This window comes from Stenotrophomonas veracruzanensis (assembly GCF_032911525.1).
Taxonomy (GTDB): domain Bacteria; phylum Pseudomonadota; class Gammaproteobacteria; order Xanthomonadales; family Xanthomonadaceae; genus Stenotrophomonas; species Stenotrophomonas africana.
The window spans coordinates 13,575-38,892 of the sequence record NZ_JAWJTI010000017.1 but is presented as its reverse complement, the minus strand read 5'-3'; the positions used below and the strand labels follow the sequence as shown (position 1 = coordinate 38,892).

24 protein-coding genes are annotated in these 25,318 nt (G+C 67.7%); 11 read left to right on the top strand and 13 right to left on the bottom strand.

Going from position 1 to position 25,318, the window contains the following annotated elements:
• Positions 1-12: 12 nt before the first annotated feature.
• Entirely contained in the window at positions 13-2,001 is a 1,989-nt protein-coding gene (locus R1H25_RS12325; RefSeq protein ID WP_317223727.1) for an ATP-binding protein, read from the bottom strand.
• Positions 2,002-2,245: 244 nt separating this feature from the next.
• On the opposite strand from R1H25_RS12325, the gene R1H25_RS12320 reads away from it, so the two are divergent.
• The gene (locus R1H25_RS12320; protein WP_208044160.1) at positions 2,246-2,809 is read left to right on the top strand and encodes a DUF3016 domain-containing protein; all 564 of its coding nucleotides are present in this window, start codon (positions 2,246-2,248) and stop codon (positions 2,807-2,809) included.
• A gap of 380 nt (positions 2,810-3,189) precedes the next feature.
• Here R1H25_RS12320 and alr read toward each other — a convergent pair whose 3' ends face one another.
• Both alr and R1H25_RS12310 read right to left on the bottom strand, forming a co-directional pair.
• Entirely contained in the window at positions 3,190-4,257 is a 1,068-nt protein-coding gene (alr, locus tag R1H25_RS12315) for an alanine racemase (RefSeq protein ID WP_317223711.1), read from the bottom strand.
• Positions 4,236-5,540: a D-amino acid dehydrogenase gene (locus R1H25_RS12310; RefSeq protein ID WP_317223710.1), complete on the bottom strand. Its 1,305-nt coding sequence runs from the start codon at positions 5,538-5,540 to the stop codon at positions 4,236-4,238. Before R1H25_RS12310 ends, alr begins: the two co-directional genes overlap by 22 nt.
• A gap of 149 nt (positions 5,541-5,689) precedes the next feature.
• On the opposite strand from R1H25_RS12310, the gene R1H25_RS12305 reads away from it, so the two are divergent.
• Positions 5,690-6,169, top strand: a complete 480-nt coding sequence (locus R1H25_RS12305) for a winged helix-turn-helix transcriptional regulator (protein WP_019660918.1) — start codon at positions 5,690-5,692, stop codon at positions 6,167-6,169.
• Positions 6,170-6,224: 55 nt separating this feature from the next.
• On the opposite strand, the gene R1H25_RS12300 is transcribed toward R1H25_RS12305, so the two are convergent.
• Entirely contained in the window at positions 6,225-6,407 is a 183-nt protein-coding gene (locus tag R1H25_RS12300; RefSeq protein WP_317223709.1) for a lana protein, read from the bottom strand.
• Between the two features lie 144 nt (positions 6,408-6,551).
• The gene (locus R1H25_RS12295; protein WP_057501662.1) at positions 6,552-6,926 is read right to left on the bottom strand and encodes a hypothetical protein; all 375 of its coding nucleotides are present in this window, start codon (positions 6,924-6,926) and stop codon (positions 6,552-6,554) included.
• A gap of 140 nt (positions 6,927-7,066) precedes the next feature.
• On the opposite strand from R1H25_RS12295, the gene msrB reads away from it, so the two are divergent.
• The 5 genes from msrB (at position 7,067) to R1H25_RS12270 (ending at position 10,293) form a co-directional block, all read left to right on the top strand.
• Complete coding sequence (msrB, locus tag R1H25_RS12290) at positions 7,067-7,534, top strand: peptide-methionine (R)-S-oxide reductase MsrB (RefSeq protein WP_005412124.1); 468 nt, start codon at positions 7,067-7,069, stop codon at positions 7,532-7,534.
• Between the two features lie 91 nt (positions 7,535-7,625).
• Positions 7,626-8,480 (top strand): flagellar motor stator protein MotA, encoded by an 855-nt coding sequence (gene motA, locus R1H25_RS12285; protein WP_005407915.1) that lies wholly within the window; start codon positions 7,626-7,628, stop codon positions 8,478-8,480.
• A 3-nt stretch (positions 8,481-8,483) separates the two neighbouring features.
• A complete protein-coding gene (motB, locus tag R1H25_RS12280) occupies positions 8,484-9,422 on the top strand; it encodes a flagellar motor protein MotB (protein WP_049398339.1) in 939 nt (312 codons plus the stop codon).
• Positions 9,423-9,515: 93 nt separating this feature from the next.
• Positions 9,516-10,004 (top strand): hypothetical protein, encoded by a 489-nt coding sequence (locus R1H25_RS12275; RefSeq protein ID WP_317223708.1) that lies wholly within the window; start codon positions 9,516-9,518, stop codon positions 10,002-10,004.
• 13 nt (positions 10,005-10,017) lie between these two features.
• Positions 10,018-10,293, top strand: a complete 276-nt coding sequence (locus tag R1H25_RS12270) for a DUF4031 domain-containing protein (RefSeq protein ID WP_032959248.1) — start codon at positions 10,018-10,020, stop codon at positions 10,291-10,293.
• Positions 10,294-10,512: 219 nt separating this feature from the next.
• Here the strand turns inward: R1H25_RS12270 and R1H25_RS12265 are convergent, their stop codons facing one another.
• Complete coding sequence (locus R1H25_RS12265) at positions 10,513-11,055, bottom strand: hypothetical protein (RefSeq protein WP_135966909.1); 543 nt, start codon at positions 11,053-11,055, stop codon at positions 10,513-10,515.
• A 90-nt stretch (positions 11,056-11,145) separates the two neighbouring features.
• Between R1H25_RS12265 and R1H25_RS12260 the strand changes: the two genes are divergently transcribed.
• Positions 11,146-11,394 (top strand): DUF3297 family protein, encoded by a 249-nt coding sequence (locus R1H25_RS12260; protein WP_012509930.1) that lies wholly within the window; start codon positions 11,146-11,148, stop codon positions 11,392-11,394.
• Between the two features lie 101 nt (positions 11,395-11,495).
• Here R1H25_RS12260 and R1H25_RS12255 read toward each other — a convergent pair whose 3' ends face one another.
• The 3 genes from R1H25_RS12255 to R1H25_RS12245 all read right to left on the bottom strand — a co-directional run bounded on the left by R1H25_RS12255 (position 11,496) and on the right by R1H25_RS12245 (position 14,493).
• Positions 11,496-13,145, bottom strand: coding sequence for a Na+/H+ antiporter (locus R1H25_RS12255; RefSeq protein ID WP_049443499.1), 1,650 nt, complete (start codon positions 13,143-13,145; stop codon positions 11,496-11,498).
• Between the two features lie 117 nt (positions 13,146-13,262).
• Entirely contained in the window at positions 13,263-14,051 is a 789-nt protein-coding gene (locus R1H25_RS12250) for a dioxygenase (protein ID WP_049443501.1), read from the bottom strand.
• A 31-nt stretch (positions 14,052-14,082) separates the two neighbouring features.
• Positions 14,083-14,493 carry a DoxX family protein gene (locus R1H25_RS12245; RefSeq protein ID WP_107379052.1) on the bottom strand — a complete coding sequence of 137 codons (411 nt, stop codon included), beginning with the start codon at positions 14,491-14,493 and terminating at the stop codon, positions 14,083-14,085.
• Between the two features lie 96 nt (positions 14,494-14,589).
• On the opposite strand from R1H25_RS12245, the gene R1H25_RS12240 reads away from it, so the two are divergent.
• Positions 14,590-15,471 carry a LysR family transcriptional regulator gene (locus R1H25_RS12240; RefSeq protein ID WP_088480663.1) on the top strand — a complete coding sequence of 294 codons (882 nt, stop codon included), beginning with the start codon at positions 14,590-14,592 and terminating at the stop codon, positions 15,469-15,471.
• A 19-nt stretch (positions 15,472-15,490) separates the two neighbouring features.
• Here R1H25_RS12240 and R1H25_RS12235 read toward each other — a convergent pair whose 3' ends face one another.
• Positions 15,491-18,553: an EAL domain-containing protein gene (locus R1H25_RS12235; protein ID WP_317223707.1), complete on the bottom strand. Its 3,063-nt coding sequence runs from the start codon at positions 18,551-18,553 to the stop codon at positions 15,491-15,493.
• Between the two features lie 176 nt (positions 18,554-18,729).
• On the opposite strand from R1H25_RS12235, the gene R1H25_RS12230 reads away from it, so the two are divergent.
• Positions 18,730-20,841 (top strand): M13 family metallopeptidase, encoded by a 2,112-nt coding sequence (locus R1H25_RS12230; protein WP_317223706.1) that lies wholly within the window; start codon positions 18,730-18,732, stop codon positions 20,839-20,841.
• 150 nt (positions 20,842-20,991) lie between these two features.
• Here the strand turns inward: R1H25_RS12230 and R1H25_RS12225 are convergent, their stop codons facing one another.
• Positions 20,992-22,164: an MFS transporter gene (locus tag R1H25_RS12225; RefSeq protein ID WP_317223705.1), complete on the bottom strand. Its 1,173-nt coding sequence runs from the start codon at positions 22,162-22,164 to the stop codon at positions 20,992-20,994.
• Positions 22,161-23,375 carry an MFS transporter gene (locus tag R1H25_RS12220; protein WP_317223704.1) on the bottom strand — a complete coding sequence of 405 codons (1,215 nt, stop codon included), beginning with the start codon at positions 23,373-23,375 and terminating at the stop codon, positions 22,161-22,163. The genes R1H25_RS12225 and R1H25_RS12220 overlap by 4 nt, the downstream gene beginning before the upstream one ends.
• Before the next feature lie 133 nt (positions 23,376-23,508).
• On the opposite strand from R1H25_RS12220, the gene R1H25_RS12215 reads away from it, so the two are divergent.
• Complete coding sequence (locus tag R1H25_RS12215) at positions 23,509-24,096, top strand: TetR/AcrR family transcriptional regulator (protein ID WP_099589376.1); 588 nt, start codon at positions 23,509-23,511, stop codon at positions 24,094-24,096.
• 110 nt (positions 24,097-24,206) lie between these two features.
• Here R1H25_RS12215 and R1H25_RS12210 read toward each other — a convergent pair whose 3' ends face one another.
• Entirely contained in the window at positions 24,207-25,136 is a 930-nt protein-coding gene (locus R1H25_RS12210; RefSeq protein ID WP_317223703.1) for an oxygenase MpaB family protein, read from the bottom strand.
• Positions 25,137-25,318: the final 182 nt, after the last annotated feature.

The following is a 25,318-nucleotide window of genomic DNA, read 5'->3' as shown; positions in this document are numbered from 1 at the left end:
TCCTGTGAATGCTCAGTGCAGCGCGCTGTCGGCGCGCGGCACCTGTACCTTGCGCACGGCCGACACCAGCTGCGCCACCGAATAGGGCTTGGCCACGTGCTCCTGGAAGCCAGACGCCAGCGCTCGGCGCCGGTCATCGGCACGCGCCAGTGCGGTCACAGCCACCGCCGGCAGCGTCAGCGCGTCCACGCCCATGTCCTCGCGCAGCGTGCGCACCAGGCCATAGCCATCCATGCCCGGCATGCCGATGTCGGTCAGCATCACGTGGTACTGCAGATGCCCGGTATCGGCCAGCAGCGCCAGCGCTTCACCGGCCGAGCTGGCTGCCGACACGCTCGCGCCCTGCTCTTCCAGCATGCGCCGCAGGTACTCCAGCACTTCCGGCTGGTCTTCCACCGCCAGCACGTGCATGCCACGCAGCGGATACGGCTCGACAATCACCGGCTCCAGGATCGGCCCGCTGATCACTTCGCGCAGCGGCCGCCGTTCGGCATCGGGAATGTGCTGCGGCAGGCGTACGGTGAAGGTGGCGCCGTGGCCATGGCCCTCGCTGGCAGCGGTGACGGTACCGCCATGCAGTTCGACCAGCTGCTGCACGATGGCCAGGCCCAGGCCCAGGCCGCCATGGCGTCGGGTGGTGGTGCCATCGGCCTGGCGGAAACGGCTGAACAGGTGATTGAGGAATTCGGGCGCAATACCGTCGCCGGTGTCACGCACGGTGATCACCCAGTGGTTGCCGTCGGCCTGCAGCTGCAGGTCGATGCGGCCTTCGGCCGGGGTGAACTTGATTGCATTCGACAGCAGGTTCCACAACACCTGCTGCAGACGGGTGGCATCGCCCAGCACCAGGCAGGGCTGCTCGGGCAGCAGCAGGCTCACGTCCAGTGCCTTGCCTTCGGCGACCAGCTCCTGCGCGCCGATGGCTTCGCCCAGCAGGTCGCGCAGGTCCAATATCTCCACCTCCAGCTGCACCTTGCCCAGCAGCATGCTGCTGAGGTCGAGCATGTCCGAGATCAGCCGCTTTTGCGCACCGGCGCTGCTGGCGATCACATTCAGGCCCTTGTACAGCGGGCTGGTGTTGTCCACGCGCTGCAGCAGCAACTCGCTCCAGCCGAGGATGGTGGTCAGCGGCGTACGCAGCTCATGCGACAGCGTGGCCAGGAATTCGTCCTTCAGCCGCGCCATGTTCTCGGCGGCGCTGCGCGCGGCACGCTCGGACTGCAGCAACTCCTCGCGGGCCAGTTCGATCTCGCGGCGTTCGGTCACGTCCGGGCTGCTGCCGGCCAGGCCGATGAAGCGGCCCATCCGCGAGAAGCGCGGGCGGGCGTTCATTTCCAGCCAACGCCATTCGCCATCGGCGCGCCGGGCCCGCACCAGCGCATGCATCGACCGCTGTGCCTTCAGTGCTTCCTGTAGTTCGTACTCGAACACCGATGCATCGTCCGGATGCACCAGGCCGCGCCAGACATCTTCCGGCACGCGTGTTTCGTCACCGCCGAAGAACTCACTGAAAGCGCTGTTGACGAAACGGGCATGGCCGCGCTCGTCGAGCACCCACACCGGCATCGGCAGGCCGTCGGCCAGCGCACTGAAGCGGGCTTCGCTTTCGCCCAGCTCCACTTCCATCTGCTTGCGTGCGGTGATGTCGAAGAACAGGATGCCGACCTTGTCCTCGCCCGGACGGCCCACGCGCACCGCATCGACCGCGAACGAACGGCCCAGCGCACGCGCTTCCATCTCGAACTGGGCGGGGCGGCCACTGCGCGCGACTTCGCCGTAGATGCGGAACCAGTCTTCCTCGTGATTCGGCTCCAGCAGGCTCATGCGCTGGCCGCAGGCGTCCTTCAGGCCGGTGTGCCGTTCGAAGGCATCGTTGACCTCGATGAATCGGTAATCCACCGCGCGGTCCCCCTCGAACAGCACCTGGATCACGCAGAAACCCGCGTTGATGCGCTCAAGCACGCCATGATGCAGGTCGGGTTCGGGCGCCGGCACCATCATCGGCGGGCGCTCCACTAGGGGCGGCAGTGTGGACAAGGGCGTCTATGCAGGCCGGATTGGAAGCACAGCATCTTCCAAAGCGCGTATTCACAGCGTCAAGCGACATCAGTCATGGTTGACGTCGATGAATTGGCGGCAACCACCCTTGCGCGCGACGCATTCGGCCATTGCGGCGGTCCGGCCACAGGATCACACTCGATCCGTGATCAACATCGTCCCCAGCTCGGGGACGCAGGAGACCGTCATGAAACGCTCACTCGCGATTGCCCTGCTGGCAGGCGCCCTGGTGGCGGGCGGCGCCAGCGCTGCACCGCGCACCGTAACCGATGCGGACGCGCCGCGCGCATTGCAGGCCGATGGCCCGGTCAGCGTGAAATGGGAGGATCCGGCCAAATTCACCGAGATCCGCCAGAGCACCAACCGCTTCGAAGCCGAACGCGGTGATTGGGTACAGCAGCTGGCCCGCTACCTGCAGACCACCGCTGCCAAGCCGCTGCAGCCTGGGCAGACCCTCGATGTGACCCTGGTGGACATCAAGCGTGCCGGTGACTACGAGCCGTGGCACGGCCCACGTGGCCGCGACATCCGGATCATGCGCGACATCTACCCGCCGCGGATCAGCCTGCAGTACACGTTGAAGGACGCCAGCGGCCGTATCGTCAGCGAGGGCGATGCGCGCCTCAGCGATACCGGTTACCTGCACAACCTGGGGCTGAGGAGCGACAGCGATCCGCTGCGCTACGAGAAGCGCCTGATCGATGACTGGGTCAGGCGCCAGCTGGCCAGCCAGGCGACCGCCGCGCGTTAGGCCCCTCGATAGGTGTCGACCTTGGTCGACACGCATTACACGGCGCCGACCAAGGTCGGCTGCTACCAGAGCCGCGCATGGCGACCGCTGCACACCAAGCCCCCGGTAGGTGTCGACCTTGGTCGACACGCATTACACGGCGCCGACCAGGGTCGGCCGCTACGAGAGCCGCGCATGGCGACCGCTGCGCACCAAGCCCTCGGTAGGTGTCGACCTTGGTCGACACGCATTACACGGCGCCGACCAGGGTCGGCCGCTACGAGAGCCGCGCATGGCGACCGCTGCGTGCCAAGCCCCCGGTAGGTGTCGACCTTGGTCGACACGCATTCACGGTGCCGACCAAGGTCGGCCGCTGACCAGAGCCGAGCGTAGGCTCGGCGCTACACGTACACCTTCGCCACGCGCTTGACCGCGCACGGCAGCTGGTACGCGCTCACGCCACAGCGCGGCGCCAGCTCGGACAGCGTCGGTGCGCTGCCCCACAGTTCCACCACGCTGCCGATGCCGGCCTGCGGATGGGCAGTCAGGTCCACGGTCAGCATGTCCATCGACACGCGGCCGATCAACGCACCGGGCTGGCCGTCGATCAGCACCGGGGTGCCGTTCGGCGCGAACTGCGGATAGCCATCCGCGTAACCCAGCGCGACCACGCCAACGCGCGTGCGCACCTTCGACACGAAGCGGGCGCCATAGCCGACCGGTTCACCGGCCTCGATCCAGCGCTCGGCGATCACCTTGGACTGCATGGTCATCACCGGGCGCAGGCGCGCGGTGATCTCCGTGGCGTCCGGCAGCGGGTTGGCGCCGTACAGCATCAGGCCCGGGCGCACCCAGTCGCTGCGTACATCCGGCCAGCCCAGCAGCGCGGGCGAATTGCACACGCTGGTCTCGCCTTCCAGGCCATCAATGGCGCGGGCGAAGGTCGAGGCCTGTTCATGGGTGCGCTCGCTGTCCAGCTCGTCGGCACGTGCCAGGTGAGTCATCAGCACGATGCGCTCGACCTGCGGCAGCGCGGACAGGCGCGCGTGCGCCGCGCGGAAGCTGTCCACGTCCAGGCCGAGGCGATGCATGCCGCTGTCCAGCTTCAGCCACACCGTCAACGGGCGCGGGCTGTCGAAGGCGGCGACGGCCTCCAGCTGCCACGGCGAACCAACGGCGAACCAGAAATCATGCTCGGCCACCAGCGCCATGTCGCTGGGTTCGAAGATGCCTTCCAGCAGCAGGATCGGCGCATGGATGCCGGCCTGGCGCAGTTCCAGCGCTTCTTCGATGGTGGCCACGCCGAAGCCATCGGCCTCGCCTTCCAGCGCCTGTGCACAGCGCACCGCGCCATGGCCATAGGCATCGGCCTTGATGATCGCCAGGGCCTTGCCACCGCCCAGTTCACGGGCGAGCCGGTAGTTGCTGCGCAGAGCGCCCAGATCGATCAGCGCGCGGGCAGGACGCATGTGCGGTTCTCGTGTTGCGGCGCGTGACCGTACTGGCCGTAGCGGAAAATATCCAGACCTTCGGTGCTGATCTGCGGCTGGCGCGCGCTCATCAGGTCGGCCAGGTAGCGGCCCGAGCCGCACGCCATGGTCCAGCCCAGCGTGCCGTGGCCGGTGTTGAGGTACAGATTGCGGAACGGCGTGGCGCCGATCACCGGCGTACCGTCCGGCGTGGCCGGGCGCAGGCCGGTCCAGAACTGCGCACGCGACAGGTCACCGCCCTTCGGGTAGAGGTCGCTGACCACCAGCTCCAGGGTTTCACGGCGGCGCTGCGACAGCGACAGGTCGAAGCCGGCCACTTCGGCCATGCCACCGACACGGATGCGGTCGTCGAAACGGGTGACCGCCACCTTGTAGCTCTCATCGAGGATGGTCGAGGTCGGTGCCATCGCCGGATCCGTGATCGGCAGGGTCAGCGAGTAGCCCTTCAGCGGGTACACCGGCAGGCGCATGCCCAATGGTGCGACCAGCGCCGGCGAATAGCTGCCGAGCGCGACCACGAAGCGGTCGGCGGTTTCCAGCTTGCCGTCGATGCGCACGCCGGTGATGCGGTCGCCATCGAACTCCAGGCCGGTGATGTCCTGGTCGAAGCGGAACTCGACACCAGCATCCACGCACATCTGCGCCAGGCGGCGGGTGAACAGCTGGCAGTCGCCGGTCTGGTCACGCGGCAAGCGCAGCGCGCCGACCAGGCCATCGACATGCTCCAGCGCCGGTTCGGCCTGGATGATGCCGGCGCGGTCCAGCACCTCGTACGGCACGCCGTACTGGGCCAGGATCTCGATGTCCTGCGCCGAGGCATCCAGCTGCTGCTGGGTGCGGAACAACTGGGTGGTGCCCAGGTCGCGGCCTTCGAATTCGATGCCGATCTGCGCGCGCAGCTCGTTCAGGCAGTCGCGGCTGTATTCGGACATGCGCACCATGCGCGCCTTGTTGATCGCGTAGCGCTCATGGGTACAGTTGCGCAGCATCTGCCACAGCCAACGGTACTGGGCCAGGTCCATGCCCGGCTTGATCGCCAGCGGTGCGTGCTTCTCGAACAGCCAGCCGATCGCCTTCTTCGGCACGCCCGGGGCCGCCCACGGCGAGGTGTAGCCGAACGACAGCTGGCCGGCATTGGCGAAGCTGGTTTCCAGCGCCGGTCCGGGTTGGCGGTCGATGACCGTGACTTCAAACCCGGCCTGTCGCAGATACCAGGCACTGGTGGTGCCGATCACGCCGCTGCCGAGAACTAGGACTCGCATGGGACTTCTCCAACCCGATCATTCCCTGCACTGGAGCGTGCCGGGACCACAATTGGGGAAGTATAGACAGCCATTCCCAGTTGATTTGCCTGTTTTGAAATCAACCGGCAGGATGTTCCCCTGCAATTCATTCCCCAAGGTTGACGGCCATGGCCACCCGTATCCGCGAACTGGACAAGATCGACCGCAAGATCCTGCGCATCCTGCAGGCCGAGGGCCGTATCTCCTTTACTGAGCTGGGCGAGCGGGTCGGCCTGTCGACCACGCCGTGCACCGAGCGCGTGCGTCGATTGGAGCGCGAAGGGGTTATCACCGGTTACCACGCCCACCTCGACCCGGCTGCGGTGAAGGCCAGCCTGCTGGTGTTCGTCGAGATCAGCCTGGCCTACAAGTCCGGCGACATCTTCGAGGAGTTCCGGCGCGCGGCGCTGAAGTTGCCCAACGTACTGGAGTGCCACCTGGTGTCGGGCGACTTCGATTACCTGCTGAAGGCGCGGATCAGTGAAATGGCCTCCTACCGCAAGCTGCTCGGCAGCACCTTGCTGACGCTGCCGCATGTACGTGAGTCGAAGAGCTACATCGTGATGGAAGAGGTGAAGGAAACGCTGAGCCTGCCGATTCCGGATTGAGGCGTTCGCAGGATGGGGTCAGAGCCCGCTGCGCGGGATCCGACCCCTGGGTCCGTCAGCGCTGCTGCGGATGCTTCTGCGAGCGCTGTTCCTGCTGCTTGCCGCCCTTGTGCTGCTGCGGCTCCATCTGCTGTTGTTGTTGCTGCTGCTGTTGCTGCGAATTACGGCCCTGCGGTTCCTTGCCGGGATGACGGTTCTGCTGGTTTTTCATGATCGCGATCCAGTGGACGAAGGACATGCGGCGGCGGAATGCCGACGCAGGGCCACGGTGGTCCCGGAACGGTTAATCGCAGGCGAAAAAGCAGTGATCTCCAGGAGGCTGTTTTCGTGCGTTCAGTCCGCACAGCGTGCGGTCGCTGCACACCCGGGTTGGCACCAGTGGTCAGCGCTTGATCTGCTGGCCGTCACCGGCCGGCACGCTGTCGTAATAACGGCCGGTACGCGAGTCGAATACGCGGTTCGGGCCGGCCGGGCGCACGCCCGGCACGATGCGGCCATTGCGGTCATAGACCTTGTCGGCCGGCTTCGGTACCGGCGCCGGCGCGATCCGGGCGGGGCCGGTGGACTTGATCGGCTGCGCCGGCTGCGGCGAGGGCAGCACCTGCGGCTGCGGGCGGGCAGCCTGTGGTGGCGGTACCACCGGTTGCGGTGCCACGGTGGTGGCACTGCGGGTGGCGGTCGGGTCGGCGGTGGGCACCTGCGCCAACGCCAGCGTGGGCAACAGGGCCATCAACAACAGGGACAGGGTCGGTTTCATGTCACGCTCCGGCGTGGTTCGCATTCACCTTGCGCCTGCACCTGTGTGCCGGCCATGAACGGCCATCACACTTGCAAGCGCGCGCCGGCACCCCCACGTTTTCCGGCATCCCCAGGCCATCGACCCCACGGAGCGCCGCCATGACCGCCTTCGACCTGACGCCCCCCACTGCCACCCAGACCGAGGCGCTGGTTGCCGGTCTCAGCAGCGAGGAACGCCGCGTGCTGCTGCAGCACGGCACCGAGGCGCCGTTCTGCGGCGTATTCCTCGACAACAAGCGCGAGGGCGTCTACTGCTGCCGTCTGTGCGCACTGCCGCTGTTCCGCTCCAGCACCAAGTTCGATTCCGGCACCGGCTGGCCCAGCTTCTTCGCCCCCTTCGACCCGGCGCACGTGCGCGAGATCCGCGATACCAGCCACGGCATGGTCCGCACCGAGATCACCTGCGCGCGCTGCGGCAGCCACCTGGGCCACGTGTTCCCGGACGGTCCGCCGCCCACCTACGAGCGCCACTGCCTGAACTCCGTCTCACTTTCGTTCACCGGCAATGGCGAGCCCTGGCCCGACCCGTTGCAGCGTGGCGGCGCCGAAAGCGGCGTAGCGGGCTGAGACACCCCGCTGACCGATTTCACAGAATTCCCTCTTCAGAAAATCGGGCGACGGGCCGACAAGGAGATATCCCCTCTCCTTGCGTCGCCCCATGCTCATCATCGTTGGATTCCTGGTCGTCATCATCAGCGTGATCGGGGGCTATCTCGGTGCCCACGGCCGCCTGGGTGCCCTCTGGCAGCCCTACGAGCTGGTCATCATCGGCGGCGCCGCGCTCGGCGCCTTCCTGGTCGGTACCCCGGCCAAGACGGTCAAGCAGACCCTGCAGGCCATGGTCGGCGTGTTCAAGGGCCCGCGCTACAAGCAGCAGGACTACATCGACGTCCTCAGCCTGCTCTATGAACTGCTCAACAAGGCCCGCCGCGAAGGCTTCATGGCACTGGAAGACCACGTCGAGCGCCCGGCCGAGAGCGCGCTGTTCGGCAACTACCCCAAGGTGCAGGCCGACCACCACCTGATCGACTTCATCACCGACTGCCTGCGCCTGATGATCGGCAGCAACATCGAGCCACATGAGCTGGAGCCGCTGCTGGAACTGGAGCTGGAAAAGCACCATGCCGAGGCCATGGCACCGTCGCAGGTGCTGACCAAGGTCGCCGACGGACTGCCCGGTTTCGGCATCGTCGCCGCAGTGCTGGGCATCGTCATCACCATGGGCTCGATCGGCGGCGACATCGTCGAGGTCGGTGGCCACGTGGCCGGCGCGCTGGTCGGTACTTTCCTCGGCATTCTGCTGGGCTACGGCTTCGTCGGCCCGATGGCGGCCGCGATGGAGGCCCGCGCCGAGCAGGACAGCCGCATCTACGAATCGGTGAAGACCGCCCTGCTGGCCTGCCTGCGCGGCTACAACCCGAAGATCGCGCTGGAATTCGCCCGCAAGACGCTGCCGTCGAACGTGCGTCCGGCCTTCTCCGATTTCGAGCAGCATCTGAAGACGGTCAAGTAAGCCATGGCCGAGACCAAGCCCACCGTCATCGTCCGTCGGGTCAAGAAGGCCGGGCACGCCGCCCATCACGGTGGTTCGTGGAAGGTGGCCTATGCCGACTTCGTGACCGCGATGATGGCCTTCTTCCTGGTGCTGTGGCTGATGGCCACCACCAACAAGAACGACCGGGCGGCCATTTCCGAGTACTTCCGCAACCCCAGCCCGCTGAGCGGGCAGAACGCCACACCGGCGCCCGGCATGGCCGGCCCGGGCGGCGCCAGCACCTCGATGATCAAACTCGGCGGTGCCACCGACATCTCGCGGGGCAGCAGCAACGATCCCTTCCAGAACCAGAAGGAAGCGGTGCCGCAGCCGGTGGACCAGCAGCAGCGCGACAAGCAGCAGCTGGAAGCACTGATGAAGGAACTGCAGGAGGCGATCAGCAAGAGCCAGGCACTGGAGCCCTTCAAGGACCAGCTGCTGCTGGACCTGACCCCGGAAGGCCTGCGCATCCAGATCGTGGACAAGCAGAACCGGCCGATGTTCGACCTCGGCAGCGCCACGCTGAAGCCGTATACGCAGCAGATCCTGCACGAGCTGGCCAACTACCTGAACCACGTGCCGAACCGGATCAGCCTGACCGGCCATACCGACATCACCGCCTATTCCGCCGCACGCGGCTACGGCAACTGGGAACTGAGCGCCGACCGTGCCAATGCCGCACGGCGCGCACTGGTGGACGGCGGGCTGGAGGACAGCAAGATCACCCGCGTGGTCGGCCTGTCTTCGTCGGTGCTGTTCGACAAGGCCGACCCGCAGAACCCGATCAACCGCCGCATCAGCATCGTGGTGATGACCCAGGCTGCCGAGGCCGCTGCACTGGCCGGTGCCGGCCCGCAGGTGGGACTGTCGGCGCCGGCCGCCGATCCGGACGTGCAGGCCGCACAGGGGCCGGCAAAGTAAACGGTGGGTACGACCTTGGTCCGCACCTGCCAAGGGCATCACCCGGCACACCCGCTACAATGGCGGTCTTTCCGTTTTCAGGTGACCCACCCCATGTCCCAGTCCTCCAAGGCCAAGCGCGACAAGCGCAAGAAGCAGCAGGCCAAGCGCCCGTTCCTCCGCCTGAACGCCCAGCAGCAGGTGCAGAACCATGCCGTGCTGACCAACGAAGACGGCCAGGTGGTCGCGGCCATCGGCCTGCAGGGCCGTGAGTGGCTGCTGGCCATCGGCGGCCAGACCATGGGCAACGCCGAGAACCCGGTGCCGATGCTGGCCATGCTCAAGCACCTGGCCAACGTGCAGGAGAAGGAAGGCCGCAAGGTCAACCTGGAGTACTCCGAACTGCTGCAGAAGCTGCTGGACACCCTGGCGGCCGAATCCGAGCAGACCGCTGACGAATACCTGGACAAGCTGGTTGCCGAGTTCGAAGGCGTCGACGCTGCTGAAGGCGAAGAAGGCGAAGCCGTCCAAGGCGACGCGGCCGAAGAAGCCGCTGCCGAGGCCGCCCCGGCCGCTGACAGCGACAGCAAGCCGCAGGCCTGAACCGGCCGCGGCGGTGACGGTCTACGTCGATGACGCGGTGCATCCCTGGCGCGGACAGCGCTGGGCGCACCTGATGGCCGACACCCTGGCCGAGCTGCACGCGATGGCGGCGCAGCTCGGCATTCCCCCGCGGGCCTTCCAGAACAAGGCCAGCGGTGCTCACTACGACGTCACTGCCGAGCTGCGCGCACAGGCAATAGCGCTCGGTGCGCGGGCGATTTCCCGGCACACCGACCGTGACCTGGTCAAAGCGGTGATTGCCAACGCCAGGGCGCAGTACCGGCCGTAGGCCACGTCGCGGGTTCGCCGGACACCAACCGGCACCGACAGGGTAGAGTCGACTGTTAGTCGACTGCTCTCCAATCCGGCCGCGAGAACCCCGCGCTGCGCGCGATAGTCGACTAACAGTCGACTCTACCCCGTCGGGTCGTCCCCAGCGGATCACCCCGTCAGGCCGCACCCAGCAGATCGTCCCCGCCGGGTCGTGCCCGGCGGATCGGCCCATCGCTCAGAACGGGTCGCTGCCCAGCCGGATTTCGACGTTCAGCAGCGAGCACAGCGCCAGCATCGCGTCATCGTCGCGGGTCAGCGCCATCACGCCGGTGAAACCGTCGCTGCCGGCATCCACGCTCCACAGCGTGTAGTTGTGCTCGCGCAGGCGGTCGAAGGCGGTGGACATCAGCTGCACGCCGTCCAGGCCTTCGGCGAAGTCCTCGTCATCCAGGTCGCCGCCCCAGTCCAGCTGCAGGTTGAAGCGCGCCGACAGCTCGTTCACCGCCGACTGCAGCGATTCCAGGTCATCACGTTCCACCTCGAAACCGGACTGCCAGGCGATGGCCGTGAACAGGGCCGGCAGCCAGTCGCTGTCAGCCTCCAGCGGCTGCCCGTCCTCGGCCAGGTGCTCGCGCCAGCGGTTGAACTGCTGCAGGGCCAGCTCTTCGTCGCCCGGGTTGATCAGCACCAGCAGGTTCCAGACCCGCGCCTCGAAGCCCTCCTCGTCGAAGTCGTGGATGTCTTCCTCGAAGTCGAAATAGTCGCTGTTGTCAGGCATGGCGGAACGTCCTCTGGGGCAGGCGGGCATTCTACGGTTTATCCTGTGCCGCTGAAGCCGGCCTTGGTGGCCGTCACTGTGAATGAAGCGATGAGCGATACCCCTCCCGACCATCTGGCGATCAACCCGGCCAGCCCCTTCCATGATGCGCAGGCGCTGGAGCGCGGCGTCGGCGTGCGTTTCAACGACGTCGAGCGCGACAACGTCGAGGAATACTCGGTCAGCGAAGGCTGGATCCGCGTGCAGGCCGGCAAGGCCCGCGACCGTCGCGGCAACCCGATGACCATCAAGGTCAAGGGCAAGGTCGAGGCGTATTTCCTGGAAACGAAGCCGGAGTAACCGGCTTCTGTAGAGTCGAGCCATGCTCGACTGCTTTCCGTTCCGGGTCCATGATGCCTGGGGCAGGAGCAGTCGAGCATGGCTCGACGCTACACCCGCCGTCATTCGCGCTTGCGCGATTCCAGCAGGTCCAGGTTGCGGATCAGGCGCCGCGAGATCTCATCGGAGATCACCCCGCGCCGGGTCAGCCGGAACAGTTCCTCGCGCTCGGCATTCAGGCCGGCGCTGCGCAGCTGGCGGTACCCCATTTCCATGCGCCGTACCTTCTCCGGGTCCACGTCGGGCCCATCACTGTCGCGCTCCAGGTGGCGCTGGTACAGCAGGCTCACCCGCGAGGCGGCGTCGTTGTAGAGCTGCACGTTCTCGGTGTTCTGGTTCATCACCATCTGCTGGCGCATACGCTCGACCCCGGCCAGTGCGGCCTTTGATGACAGCCGGCGCGCCAGATCCTCTTCCTTGCGTTCACCCGAGTCGGACGGCAGCTGCAGGCCCTTCAACAGCCGCGGCAGCGCGATGCTGGCGCCCAGCAGCGAGAACAGGATGACCGACGCGGCCAGGAAGATCACCAGGTCACGCGCCGGGAACGCACTGCCATCGGGCAGGAACAGCGGCAGGGTCAACACACCAGCCAGGGTGATCGCACCGCGCACGCCGGCCACCGAGGTCGCCACCACGATGCGCCAGTTGGGTGCCTCGCCCCGCTCCAGGCCGCGACGGCGCGCGCGCAGCAGGTTCCAGCGCAGCGACAACCACACCCAGAGCAGGCGCAGTACGACCAGTGCCAGATTGATCACCACCACATACACCAGCAGCCACCACGCACTCTGGTGGCCGCTCTCGTTCATGGTGGTGGTGGCGCGTTCGACGATGCCCGGCAGCTGCTCGCCCAGCAGCACGAACATGATGCCGTTGAAGCTGAACTGCAGCATGTTCCAGACCCCGGCGCGCTGCACGCGCATGCTGCCGGAGACGCGGCCGGTCAGCTCGACATAGCTCATCGCGATACCGGCGGCGACCGCAGCCAGAATGCCCGAGGCATGGATCTCTTCGGCCAGAAGGTAGGCCGCGAACGGAATGAGCAGGTTGACCAGCATCGCCGCGCCCGGCTCTTCGCCGAAGCGGCGCCACAGCCAGCGCTGGAACGTGGACACACCCAGCGTCACCGCCACGCCTACCGCCAATCCCGCCACCGCCACCCACACGAAGGTCAGCGAGGCCGTGGCCAGCGAGAAGGTGCCTGTCATCACCGCCGCCACTGCGAAGCGGAAGCAGACCAGGCCGGACGCATCGTTCAGCAGCGACTCGCCCTCGAGGATGTGCATCAGGCGCTTGGGAATCGGCGCCTTGGACGCGATCGCACCCACTGCCACCGGATCGGTCGGTGACACGATCGCGGCCAGCGCGAAGCACACCGCCAGCGGCATCACCGGAATCAGCCAGTGGATCAGGAAGCCGGCGCCGATGACGGTGAACACCACCAGGCCGAAGGCCAGCTCGAGGATCGCGCCCTTGTCGCGGAACAGGCCCTGCTTGGGAATGCGCCAGCCATCCAGGAACAGCAGCGGCGGCAGGAACAGCAGGAAGAACACCTCCGGCTCCAGCGCGTGGCCGCGGTTGAACACCCCGGCGATGACCGCGCCCAGGCCGATCTGCACCAGCGGCAGCGGCAACGAAAACGGCAGGACGCGAACCAGGTAGCCGCTGGCGACAACGGCCACCAGCATCGCCAGGACGACTTCAATGGTATGCATGCTTCTTCCAGGAAGCGGCGCGCGGGGAGGCTTGAAGGCCAGCGCCGGAAACCCGGAAAAAACTACCACATGCGGCCACGACCGCGACGGCCGGGGCCGTCGCGCGTCAGCCCCGGCTCATGCCCCGTCGAAGCGGTACAGGTCCATTGCCAGGAAGCCAGCGTCGATGCCGGCATCGATGCGACGCGCACCGAAGCCGCCCTCGCCCGCCGCGCCCATCGCGAAGAACAGCGGCAGCAGGTGCTCGTCGGTCGGGTGCGCACGTTCGGCGAATGGCGCCTGCCGGCGGTAATCCAGCAGCGCCTGGCGGTCATCAGCGGCCAGGCGCTGCTCCACCCATTCGATGAAGGGCCGGACGTACGGCGCTTCCTTGCCGTCCTGGTAGTCGCCCCAGTCGTGCAGGTTGTGGGTGATGCTGCCGGAGCCGACCAGCAGCACGCCCTGTTCGCGCAGCGGCGCCAGCGCGCGGCCCAGCGCGAACTGATGCTCGGGGCCGAGCAGCGGCTGGATCGACACCGGCACCACCGGGATGTCGGCCTGCGGGCGCAACAGCCGCAGCGGCACCCACGCACCGTGGTCCAGGCCACGCTGCGGGTCGAGCGCCACCGGCAGGCCGGCGGCAGCGATGCGGCCGGCCACCTCTTCGGCCAGCGCCGGGTCACCCGGCGCCGGGTACTGCAGTTCGAACAGCGCGCGCGGGAAGCCGCCGAAATCGTGGATGGTTGGCGGCTGCGGATGCGCCCCGACCAGCGGCTGCCGGCCCAGCCAGTGCGCCGAGGCCATCACGATGGCGCGCGGCGTGGGCAGGTCGCGCGCCAGCTCGGCCAGGCGCACGCCGACCTGGCCCGGATGCAGGGCAGTCATCGGCGAACCATGGGAGATGTACAGCGAAGGCAGGCGGGACATGGAATTCTCCAGTTGCAGGATCAGGCGGCGATCAGCGCGAACGCAGGGTCCACTTGCCGTCGCCAACCAGGAACAGCACCACCAGCGCCAGCGCCCAGAACGCCGGGTATTCCCAGCCGCCGCCAGCATTGGCGAAACCGAAGCCGTTGGCGCCGTGCACGGTGACGATGGTGCCCAGCAGCAGCGGCACGCCGACCAGGCCCACCCAGCGCGCGTAGACGCCCAGCAGCAGCGCGGCAGTGATCACCAGCTCGACGCCGATGGTGACGTAGCCAAGCACGCCGGGCAGCCCCAGCGACTCGAAGAACGCCGCCGTACCGGCCGGGGTGAACACCAGCAGCTTGGTCAGCGCATGGACCAGGAACAGCACGCCCAGGGCCAGGCGCAGCAGGGTGGCGCCATACGGCGCCAGCGGCGAAACAGGAGGGGTCGTGGCGTGCATCGGAAAGCACCTTGAAGGGAATGGGCACAGGTTATTGCGCCTTCACGGGCCGATAAATACGATCGTTTGACCGTATTTATTTCAGAAGGCGCAACAATGGACACCCTCGAGGCGATGCGCGTGTTCGTGGCGGTGGTCGAGCGCAACGGCTTCAGTGCCGCCGCCCAGGCGCTGGACATGTCCACCGCCGGCGTCACCCGCCAGGTCGCCGCACTGGAAAAGCGCCTGTCGACCCGCCTGCTCCACCGCACCACGCGCCGGGTCAGCCCGACCAGTGCCGGCGCCGCCTACTACGCCCAGTGCGTGCGCCTGCTGGCCGAGTTCGACGCACTGGAGGCCAGCATCGGCGCGCAGGCGCTGGAACCCTCGGGCACGCTGCGCATCAACGCGCCGGTCAGCTGGGGCATCGCCCGCCTCGGCCCGTTGCTGGCCAGCTACCGCGAACGCTTCCCGCAGGTAGAACTGGACCTGGCCCTGTCCGACCGCCTGGTGGACATGGTCGAGGAAGGCTACGACGTGGCCATCCGCATCACCCGCGAGCCCAGCCCCACGCTGATCGCACGCCGCCTGGGCGAATCGCGGGTGAGCCTGTGCGCCGCGCCGTCCTACCTCGCCGCACACGGCACCCCGCAGACCCCGCAGGAACTGCAGGAACACGCGTGCCTGAGCTACAGCTACTGGGCCGCCGGCAACAACTGGCCGTTGCAGGGACCCGGCGGTGAAGTGAAGGTGGCAGTGAGCAGCCTGCTGCACGCCAACAACGGCGACGTGTTGCGCGAAGCCGCGATCGCCGGCATGGGCGTGATCCTGCAGCCGGACTTCCTGCTGGAAGACGCGCTGGCCGATGGTCGTCTGGTGCGCGTGCTGCCGGAGTGGGAGGCCTCGCCGATCGGCATCTTCGCGGTCTACACCAGCCGCAGCCACCTCGCGCCGAAGGTGCGCAGTTTCATCGACCATCTGGTGGAAGCCGGGGTGTAGCCGAGCCTGGCGCTACCAGTTAGGCCACCACCTCATCCAGCGCGTCGATGATCCGTTCCAGCGGTGCCGGCCGCCCCAGCAGGTAACCCTGCACCTGGTCGCAACCGTGCGCAGCCAGCCAGTCCAGCTGCCCCGGCGTTTCCACGCCTTCGGCGATGATGGTCAGGCCCATGCTGTGGCCCAGCGACAACAGCGCGCGGCAGATCGAGGCATTGCGTGGATTGGTTTCCACATCGGCAACAAAACTGCGGTCGATCTTCAGGATGTCCAGCGGCAGGTGCTGCAGGTAGGACATGCTGGAATAGCCGGTGCCGAAGTCATCCAGCGACACACTGATGCCCTGCTCGTGCAGGCGCTGCATGGTCTGCATCGCCTGCGCCGGCTTGCGCATCAGGCTGCTCTCGGTCAGCTCCACGTGCAGTGCCCCGCGGGCCAGGCCGAACTCCTGCTGGGCGCGGGTGAACTCGGCCACCAGGTCGCTGTTGAAGAACTGCACGGCAGACACATTGACCGCGATCGGCAGCTCGCCCCAGCCGGCCTCGACCAGCCGCCGCTGCGCCTTGGCCGCCGCGCGGATCACCCAGCGGCCCAGCGCCAGGATCAAACCGGTCTCCTCGCACAGCTGGATGAACTCGTTGGGCGGAATGAAGCTGCCATCGGCCTGTGGCCAGCGCAGCAGCGCCTCCAATGCCGCCGGGCTGCCATCGCTGGCGTGCCGGATCGGCTGGAAGTACAGCTGGAACTCGTTGTCGATAGCGGCGTGGATGCGCCCGGCCAGACGCAGGCGATCGGCCAGGCGCGTGGTCACCGCCGCGTCGAACCAGACCACCACGTTGCCCTCGGCGCGCGCGGCGTGTGCGGCCTGCGCAGCCATGCCGATCACCTGCTCGGCCGAGTGGCCATCACCCGGCACATGCACGGCCAGACCGATGCGCGGCTCGAACTGGTGCAGCGAATCCTTGCCCCGCATCGGTGCCGACACGATCTGCAGCAGATCGTCCAGCACGCGCTGGGTATCGTGCTCGTCCCCGATGGCGAACACGAAGTCCTCCGCCGGCTGGAACGCCAGCGTGCCACATCGCGCGCCCAGGCCACCGAGCCGGGTCGCCATCGACTGCAGCACCGCATCGCCAATCTCGCGGCCCAGCGTATCGGCCACCAGCTGCAGGCCGCGCAGCTGCACGAAGGCGATGGTGTAGCCCGCTTCCTGCTCGTCCAGCTGCTCGGTCAACGCGCGCACGTTGAGCAGGCCGGTGGCCGGGTTGTGCCGCGCCTGGTAGGCCAGGTCACGTTCGTAGGCCAGCCGCTCGCTGACATCCTCGGCCAGCACCAGGCACGCAGGCTGACCATCGAAATCGAGCCGCGACAGATGGGCGCGCACTTCGAACACGCTGCCGTCCTTGCGCCGGTGCAGGCGCACGGTGGCGTCCTGCAGTTCGCCGACACGGGCCTTGGCGATCGCACCCTTCACCTCGTCCCAGCCCTCGCGCGGGCGGATGTCGAGGATGCTCATCGCCAGGAACTCTTCGCGGCTGAAGCCATACTGGCGCACGGCCGCATCGTTGACCTCGATGAAGCGCAGCGTGTCCGGATCGAACACCCAGAACGGCGCAGGATTGCGGTCGAACAGCAGGCGGAAACGGCGCTCCACTTCGCTCATCTGCTCGCGGGCCTGGTAACGCTCGGTCAGATCGCTCAGCGCACCGATCATGCGCCGCTCGCTGTCGGCGACTTCCACCCGCTGCCCACGCGCGCCGACCCAGCGCACCTGGCCACCGGGCAGCACCAGGCGGAACACCTCGTCGAGTACCGCACCGCCGGCGAACGCCTGGTCGAAGGCCTGCTGCAGCCGTGCGGCATCATCGCGGTGCACGCGCGCGAAGAAATCCGCTACGGGCAGCGCATCGGTCTGCACGCCGAAAATCTCGCGGGCCAGTGGCGACCAGCGCAGCAGCGCGGCGTCCTCGTCCACATACCAGGTGCAGATGCGGCCCACCTGGTGGGCCAGGCGCAGCTCGGCGTGGCCCGCCTTCAGTTCCTCGGCCATCGACTGCTGGCGGCGGGTACTGCGGCGCACGGCATACAGCAGCACCAGCAGCACCACGATGTAGGCCAGCACGATCGCCACCGACGCCTGCAGGTACGGCCACCAGGGTGCCAGCACGTCCTCGTCGGCCAACCCGACCTGCACCGCCAGCGGACTGCGCTCCAGCGTGCTGATGGTGATGATGCGCGGCACCCCGTCCACTGCGCCCGGCAGGCTGCCCAGCTCGACCACCGCCCGCTTGCCGAGCAGGTCGCGGCGCGGCAGATCGTAGCGGCGGCCGACCGTGCCATGTGGGTCGGGCACGCGGGCCAGCATGTAGCCTTCCGCGTCGCTGATCGAGACCAGTCCGTTGGGGCCCACATCGAGGCCACCGATGATGCGCTGCAGCTCACCGCAGCGCAGCCGTGCCAGCAGCCAGCGGTCGCCCGTCATCGGCAGCGCCAGCGGCACCACCCAGCCATCGTTGCTGGCGCGCTGGGGTGGGCCGATGTACAGCGCGCTGCCGTGGCCACGGCGTTGCGGGTCGGTCCACAATGGCAGGTTGAGATCGCCCTTGCCGGTGGTGATCGAGCGTCCATGGCGATCAAGCACGACAATGCTGTGCAGTTCGGCATGGCGGCGCAGCACGCCGTCGATCGAGGCATCCAGCAGTGCCGGGGCCTGTGCGGGCACGCTGCGGAACAGTTCGGCGGCGTCGGCTGCGATGCCGGACATCGCCCGCTCAAGGTTGCGCAGCTCAAGCGCCAGCAGGCGCTCGCTGCCCACTGCCAGCGCGCGGCTCTGGCGCTGCGCGGCCTCCAGCCGGCGCTGGTGGTCGTTGATCAGCATGATGGCCAGGCCAGCCACCAGCAACACGCCCAGCAGCACTCCGCCCCAGGTAATGGCGCGCAGTGGCCGGGCCAACGCCCGTTTCAGCGCGGGCATCGGTTGATCTTCCTTGTGCTGTCGGCTGGCTTCATGCGCGAACGAATCCTCCACGTCCCCGACCTCAACGGCCGGCGGACGCCATTCTTGACGCCTGACCCGCCCCGCCATGGCTACCTCCCCGTGTCCGCGCAGGGCTCCTGTGGCCAGCATGCACCACGCCGGTGACGGCGTGAAGATCGTTTCCGCGCGTTCAGCCAGATCCTGCACAGGACCGGCGGCCCCCTGGGACGGCGGGCCGGGCCGGGGCGGATTAGACTTGGCGTTTTCCGCTGCAAGAGAAGTCCATGTCCAAGCTGCGCCGTCCCACCCTGGCACTGGCCATCGTTGCCAGCCTGTCCCTGGCCGCCTGCGACCGTCCGGCCGAACCGACGGCCGGCAACGCCGCGCCGGCCGATGCCGCGCCCGCTGCGGCCAAGCCGATGCTGGGCAGCTTCGGCTTTGATGCCAGCGGCATGGACCGCAGCATTGCCGCCGGCGACGACTTCTTCGGTTTCGCCAACGGCACCTGGGTCAAGAACACCGAGATCCCGGCCGACCGCTCGCGCTTCGGCAGCTTCAACGTCATCGCCGAGAAGACCCTGGCCGACACCCGCGCCATTCTCGAAGGCGCCGCCGGCAACACCCAGGCCAGCGGTGACGACAAGCTGATCGGCGACTACTACGCGGCTTACATGGACGAGGCCGGCATCGAGCAGCACGGCATCGCACCGGTGCAGCCGCAGCTGAAGGCCATCGAGGCCATCACCGACAAGGCCGGCCTGGCCCGCACCCTCGGCGGCGAAATGCGTGCCGACGTCGACCTGCTCAACGCCACCAATTTCTACACCGACCGCCTGTTCGGCCTGTGGGTGTCGGTGGACATGCTGCAGCCGGACCGCACCGCGCCCTACCTGGTGCAGGGTGGCCTGGGCATGCCGGACCGTGATTTCTACCTGGGCGGCGGCCGCATGGCCGAGCTGCGCAAGCAGTACCAGGCCTATATCGCGCAGATGCTGCAGCTGGCCGGCGTTGCCGACCCGGCCGGCAAGGCACAGCGCATCCTCGCGCTGGAGACCAAGATCGCGCGGGCGCATGCCACCCAGGAAGAAACCAACGACGTGACCAAGGGTGCCAACCCCTGGACCCAGGCCGACTTCAATGCCAAGGCGCCGGGCATGGACTGGAACGCCTTCCTCGATGCAGCCGCGCTGGGCAACCAGCAGGACTTCATCGTGTGGCAGCCCAAGGCCGTGGCCGGCCTGTCCAGGCTGGTCGCCACCGAGCCGCTGGACGCCTGGAAGGACTACCTGGCCTTCCACGCGCTGGACCGCGCTGCCGCCTACCTGCCGAAGAAGTTCGCCGATGCCCGCTTCGCCTTCCATGGCACCGCGCTGAGCGGCACGCCGCAGCAGAGCGACCGCTGGAAGCGCGCCGTGGATGACGCCAACCATGCGGTCGGCGAAGCCATCGGCAAGCGCTATGTCGAGAAGCACTTCGACGCCAAGACGAAGGAGCGCGCGGACGAGATGGCGAAGAACATCATCGCCGCCTTCGCCAAGCGCATCGATGCGCTGTCGTGGATGTCGCCGCAGACCAAGGCGCATGCCAAGGCCAAGGTGGCCGGCCTGACCGTGGGCATGGGTTATCCGGAGAAGTGGCGCGACTACACCGGCCTGGAGATCCGCCGCGATGACGCACTGGGCAACGCGCAGCGCGCCGAGCTGTTCGAATACCAGCGCAACATCGCCAAGCTGGGCAAACCGGTCGACCACAGCGAGTGGGCGATGCTGCCGCAGACCATCAATGCGATGAACGTGCCGCTGGAAAACCGCCTGGTGTTCCCGGCCGCGATCCTGCAGCCGCCGTTCTTCGATGGCGCCGCCGACGATGCGGTGAACTACGGTGCGATCGGCGCGGTGATCGGCCACGAGATCAGCCACGGCTTCGACAACGCCGGCGCGCTGTTCGACGAGACCGGCAAGCTGCACAACTGGTGGACCGCCGAGGACCTGAAGCAGTTCAACGCGGCCGGTGATGCGCTGGCTGCACAGTTCAGCAGCTACGAACCGTTCCCGGGCGTGCATGTGAACGGCAAGCTGACCCTGGGCGAGAACATCGCCGACGTGGCCGGCCTTGGCACCGCCTACGACGCCTACCAGCTGTCGCTGCAAGGCAAGCCGGGCCAGACCCTGGAAGGCTTCACGCCGGACCAGCGCTTCTTCCTCGGCTTCGCCCAGGCGTGGCGCAGCAAGAGCCGCGAGCAGGCGCTGCGCAACTCGCTGCTGACCGATGTGCATGCGCCGGGCCAGTTCCGCGCACTGACCGTACGCAACATCGACGCCTGGTACCCGGCGTTCGAAGTGAAGGAAGGCCAGAAGCTGTACCTGGCCCCGGACAAGCGGGTCAAGGTGTGGTGATGTAACCGGAACGGGCGCCGCAAGGCGCCCGTTTCATTTCCCGGTAGCTGCCAACCTTGGTTGGCGAATGCCCCGCTCGGGTGGATGCCGACCGTGGTCGGCCTATCTACAGGTCTACAAGCCTACAAACCATTCACGCATGGCGTGGATCTACCGGCGGGTGGTGGCAATCACCAGCGTGGCGACCATGGCAAGCCCGGCCGCGGCCCACAGATTCGCATGCAGGCCCACGCCATCCAGCAGTCGTCCCCCGCTCCACGCGCCCATTGCGATGCCGATGTTGAACACACCCACATACAACGCGGTGGCGACCTCCACGGCCTGGGGCACCGCTCTCATCATCCAGCTCATCAGGCCCACCGACACACCGCCATAGGCAAGGCCCCACAGCAGCAGCACCGCGATGCCAGCGGACGGTGTGCTTCCCACCCACAGGAACAGCAGAGGCGTCAGCAGCAGGCCAGACGCGATCGCCAGCAACGTACCGCGCGGATGGCGCGCAGCCAGCGGCCCCGCGATGAAGTTGCCCGCAATGCCAGCCAAACCATAGGCGAACAACAACGCGCCGATCCACGACGCATCCATGCTCGATACAGACGTCAGCAGCGGCCTCACGTAGGTAAAGGCAACGAAGTGCCCGGCTACCAGCAGCAGGGTCAGCCACAGCCCGCGTTGCAGGCCACGGTGGCCAAGCTGCTGCACGAACTGCTGCGGCCGCACGGATGTGCAGACTGGCAACGCAGGCACCACCCGCAGATGCAGCAGCATCACCGCCGCACTGAACAACGCCATCGCCACGAACGCGCTGCGCCAGCCCAATGCATCTCCGATCAGCGCGCCCAGCGGAACGCCCAGCACCGATGCCGCGGCCACGCCTCCGAAGATGATCGAGGTGGCCAGGCCGATGCGCTGCGCAGGTACCAGGCGCGCTGCGAGCCCACCGGCGATGGCCCAGATGCCGCCCATGCAGAACCCCACCAGCACCCGCGCGGCCAGCAGCCAGCCGATGCCCGGTGCCAGCGCCGAGGCAACGTTGGCGACCAGCAGCAGCCCCAGCAACGCACACAGGATGCGACGACGATCGATGCCACCGGCCGCGATCACCACCAGCGGTGCGAGCAGTGCCGCCAGCAGTGCCGGCAGCGAGATCATCAGGCCGGCGGTCCCGGTGGACGCACCGAGATCTTCGGCGATCGGGGTCAGCAGGCCCACCGGCAGCATTTCGGTGGTGACCACCGAGAACGTGGCGAGGCCGATGGCGGAAACCGCCCACCACGGATGACGAGGCACGGGCGCGGCATGCGCAGGCGATGAAGCGCTCACGGGACGATGCCTTCAGGGGATGTGGACGCCGCAGACGGGCGCAGCGCACGTTGCGCGAGCACGGCGGACAGCACCACACCACCGCCTGCCACCAGCGCAACGACAAAGCCGCTGCGCACGCCCCCCGCATCGACGCTCTGCCCGGACAGCGCCGCGCCCAGCGCCACGCCGATGTTCAAACCGGCCAGCAACCAGGTCATGCCCTCGGTCAGGCGCGATTCGGGTACGTGCTGTTCGACCAGCGACATCGCCACGATCATCGTCGGCGCGAAGAACGCTCCGGCCAGCAGCACGGCAATGGCCAGCGCCGGCAGGTCGCCGACCCACAGCAGCGGCAACGTGGTCAGTGCGGTGGCCGCTGCTCCGATCAGCAACAGGCGCTGCAACGGTGCCTGCAGCTTCAGCGCACCGAACAGCAGGCCCGCTGCGCCGCTGCCCAGCGCATAGGCCGACAGCACCGCGCTGGCGGCTAGCGGCTGCCCCCGCTGTTCGGCGAAGGCCACGCTGGTGACGTCGACGGTGCCGACAATCACGCCCATCGCCAGCATCAGCAGCGCCAGCAGGCGGATCTCCGGTTGCCGCAGCAGCGAGCGCGAGGATGTTGCACCTTCGTAGTGCTGCAGCGCCGGCTCGGTACCCCGCTGCAGTACCAGTGCAGCGACGCCGACCACCAGCAGCAGGGCGGCCGCCAGCACCCCAGCCTGTGGCCATACCGCCACCGACAATCCGACTGACAACGGTGGCCCGACGATGAAGGTCACCTCGTCGAACACGGTCTCCAGCGAGTACGCGGTCTGCAGCTGCGGGCGTCCGCGATGGATCGCGGTCCAGCGCGCGCGCACCATCGCCGACACGCTGGGCATGCAACCGGCCAGCATCGCCGCAATGAACAGCGTCCAGTCCGGCGCGGCCAGCAGCGTGCACGCGAGCAGCAACAGCAGACCGGCCGCACTGACCGCCGTGGCCCACGGCAGCACCCGGCCCTGCCCGTGCCGGTCGACCCAGCGCGACACCTGCGGCGACAGCAACGCGTAGGTCAGCACGAAGGTGGCCGACACCGCACCGGCCAAGGCATAGCTGCCGCGCAGCTGGGACAGCAGGGTGATGATGCCGATACCGGTCATCGACAGCGGCAGGCGTGCCAGCAGCCCGGCCAGGGCGAGGCCGGCGGTGCCGGGGGCCGCGAACAGGTCGCGATAGGGGGTGGCCATCAGGTTCTCCAGGGCAGCGACTTGCCTGGCGCACGGGGCGCCACGACAATACATACAGAGCGTATGAATAAGAGGCTACATTCATACGCACCGTATGTAAATAATCATGCACTGCGTATGTAAGGAGCTCCGGATGGTTCGTCGCACCCGCGCCGAGATGGAAGAAACCCGCGCCACCCTGCTGACCACCGCCCGCCGGGTGTTCAGCGCGCATGGCTATGCCGCCACCTCGATGGACGATCTGACCGCCCAGGCCGGGCTGACCCGCGGCGCGCTTTACCACCACTTCGGCGACAAGAAGGGTCTGCTGGCGGCTGTCGTCGCCCAGCTCGATGCCGAGACCGACCAGCGCCTGCAGGCGATCAGTGATACCGCCGACGATGCCTGGGAGGGCTTCGTGCAGCGTTGTCGTGCCTATCTTGAGATGGCACTGGAGCCGGAGATCCAGCGCATCGTGCTGCGCGACGCGCGTGCGGTGCTGGGTGGCGCCTCACCGGAATCGCAGCGCCACTGCGTGCACTCGATGCAGTCCCTGATCGAACAGCTGGCTGCCCAGGGCGTGGTGGCGCCGGTGGATGCACAGGCGCTGGCGTCGCTGATCTACGGCAGCCTGGCCGAGGCCGCGTTCTGGATTGCAGAGGGCGAGGATGGCGGCGCGCGCCTGCGGCAGGCGACGGCGGCGCTGGAGATGCTGTTGCGTGGGTTGAAGTCGGCCGGGTGAAGCCCATCCACGCATGGCGTGGATCTACGGCGGCATCCGCTCTGGTGGAGGCCAACCTTGTTGGCGCTTCTGCGGCACCGCGCGCAACGCGTGCCAACCAAGGTTGGCACCTACCGGAGCAGTTCGGGCCACTCGCGCAGGGCTTCCACCGGCACACCCATCCGCGTGCAGGCGCGGCTGGCCAGGCCATCGGGCAGTGCGCGGCGGAACAGCGGCGCCATGCCCTGCATCAGCTTCGCCGACGCGGCCGCCTGCGCACGCTGGCGGGCATTGCGTTCCAGCATGCCCTCAGCCCAGTCCGGCAGCAGCGCCGCACCGGCGCCGAGGAACACTTCGCGCGACAGCCCCGGCACCGGTACCGGCAAGCGCACGCCGGACAACACCTCCAGCACTTCGCGCGAGCGTTCGTCCACGCGCAGCTCAGGCTGCCGCGCGCAGAAGTACGCCGCCACTTCCGCCTCACTGCGGGGCACATCCACCGCACCCAGTGCCTCGGCCACGCAGCGGTATTCGTCATAGTAACGATCGGCCATGTGCGCCGGCACCTCGCGTCCGTACCGACGGAAGCCCTGCAGGAAACCAAACGCTTCCGTCACGTGCACCCAGGTCAGCAGTTGCGGATCATCGGCGGCATAGGCCTCGCCCTGCGCGGTCTGGCCGCGGATCTGCGCATGGATGCGGCGTACCTTCGCCACCAGCGTCTCCACTTCGCCGGCAGGCGCATAGCTGGTGCCGGCAACAAAGGCGGTGGTGCGGCGCAGGCGTCCCACCAGGTCCTGGCGGAAGTTGGAATGGTCGTAGACTCCGGCCAGCGCGCGCGGGTGCAGGGTCTGCAGCATCAGCGCGCACAGGCCACCGGCCAGCATCGACGGGAATTCCGCATGCAGTCGCCAGGTCACGCTGTCAGGTCCGAACCAGCCCGGGTCGCCCAGCGGGTGGTCGTAATCGATGCCGCTCTGGCCACGCGGGAAGGCCTCCAGGACCCAGCGCCGGATCGGCGCGGTCACGGGGCGGGAGAGTCGCTGCAGCAAAGCCGGCATCACAGGTCCAGGAAAGGCGGAAGAACGGCCACGCCTTGCGCGGTCGGCCCCGATTCTGGTCGATCACGACGCCGACGGCGAGCCTCCGGGCTCAGCTACGGTTTCATGTGCGCCCGCAGCACGTTTCACCCTGCGACATCCTGTCGCAGGCTGCGGTCGTGATGCTGCAGTGCACCAACGTT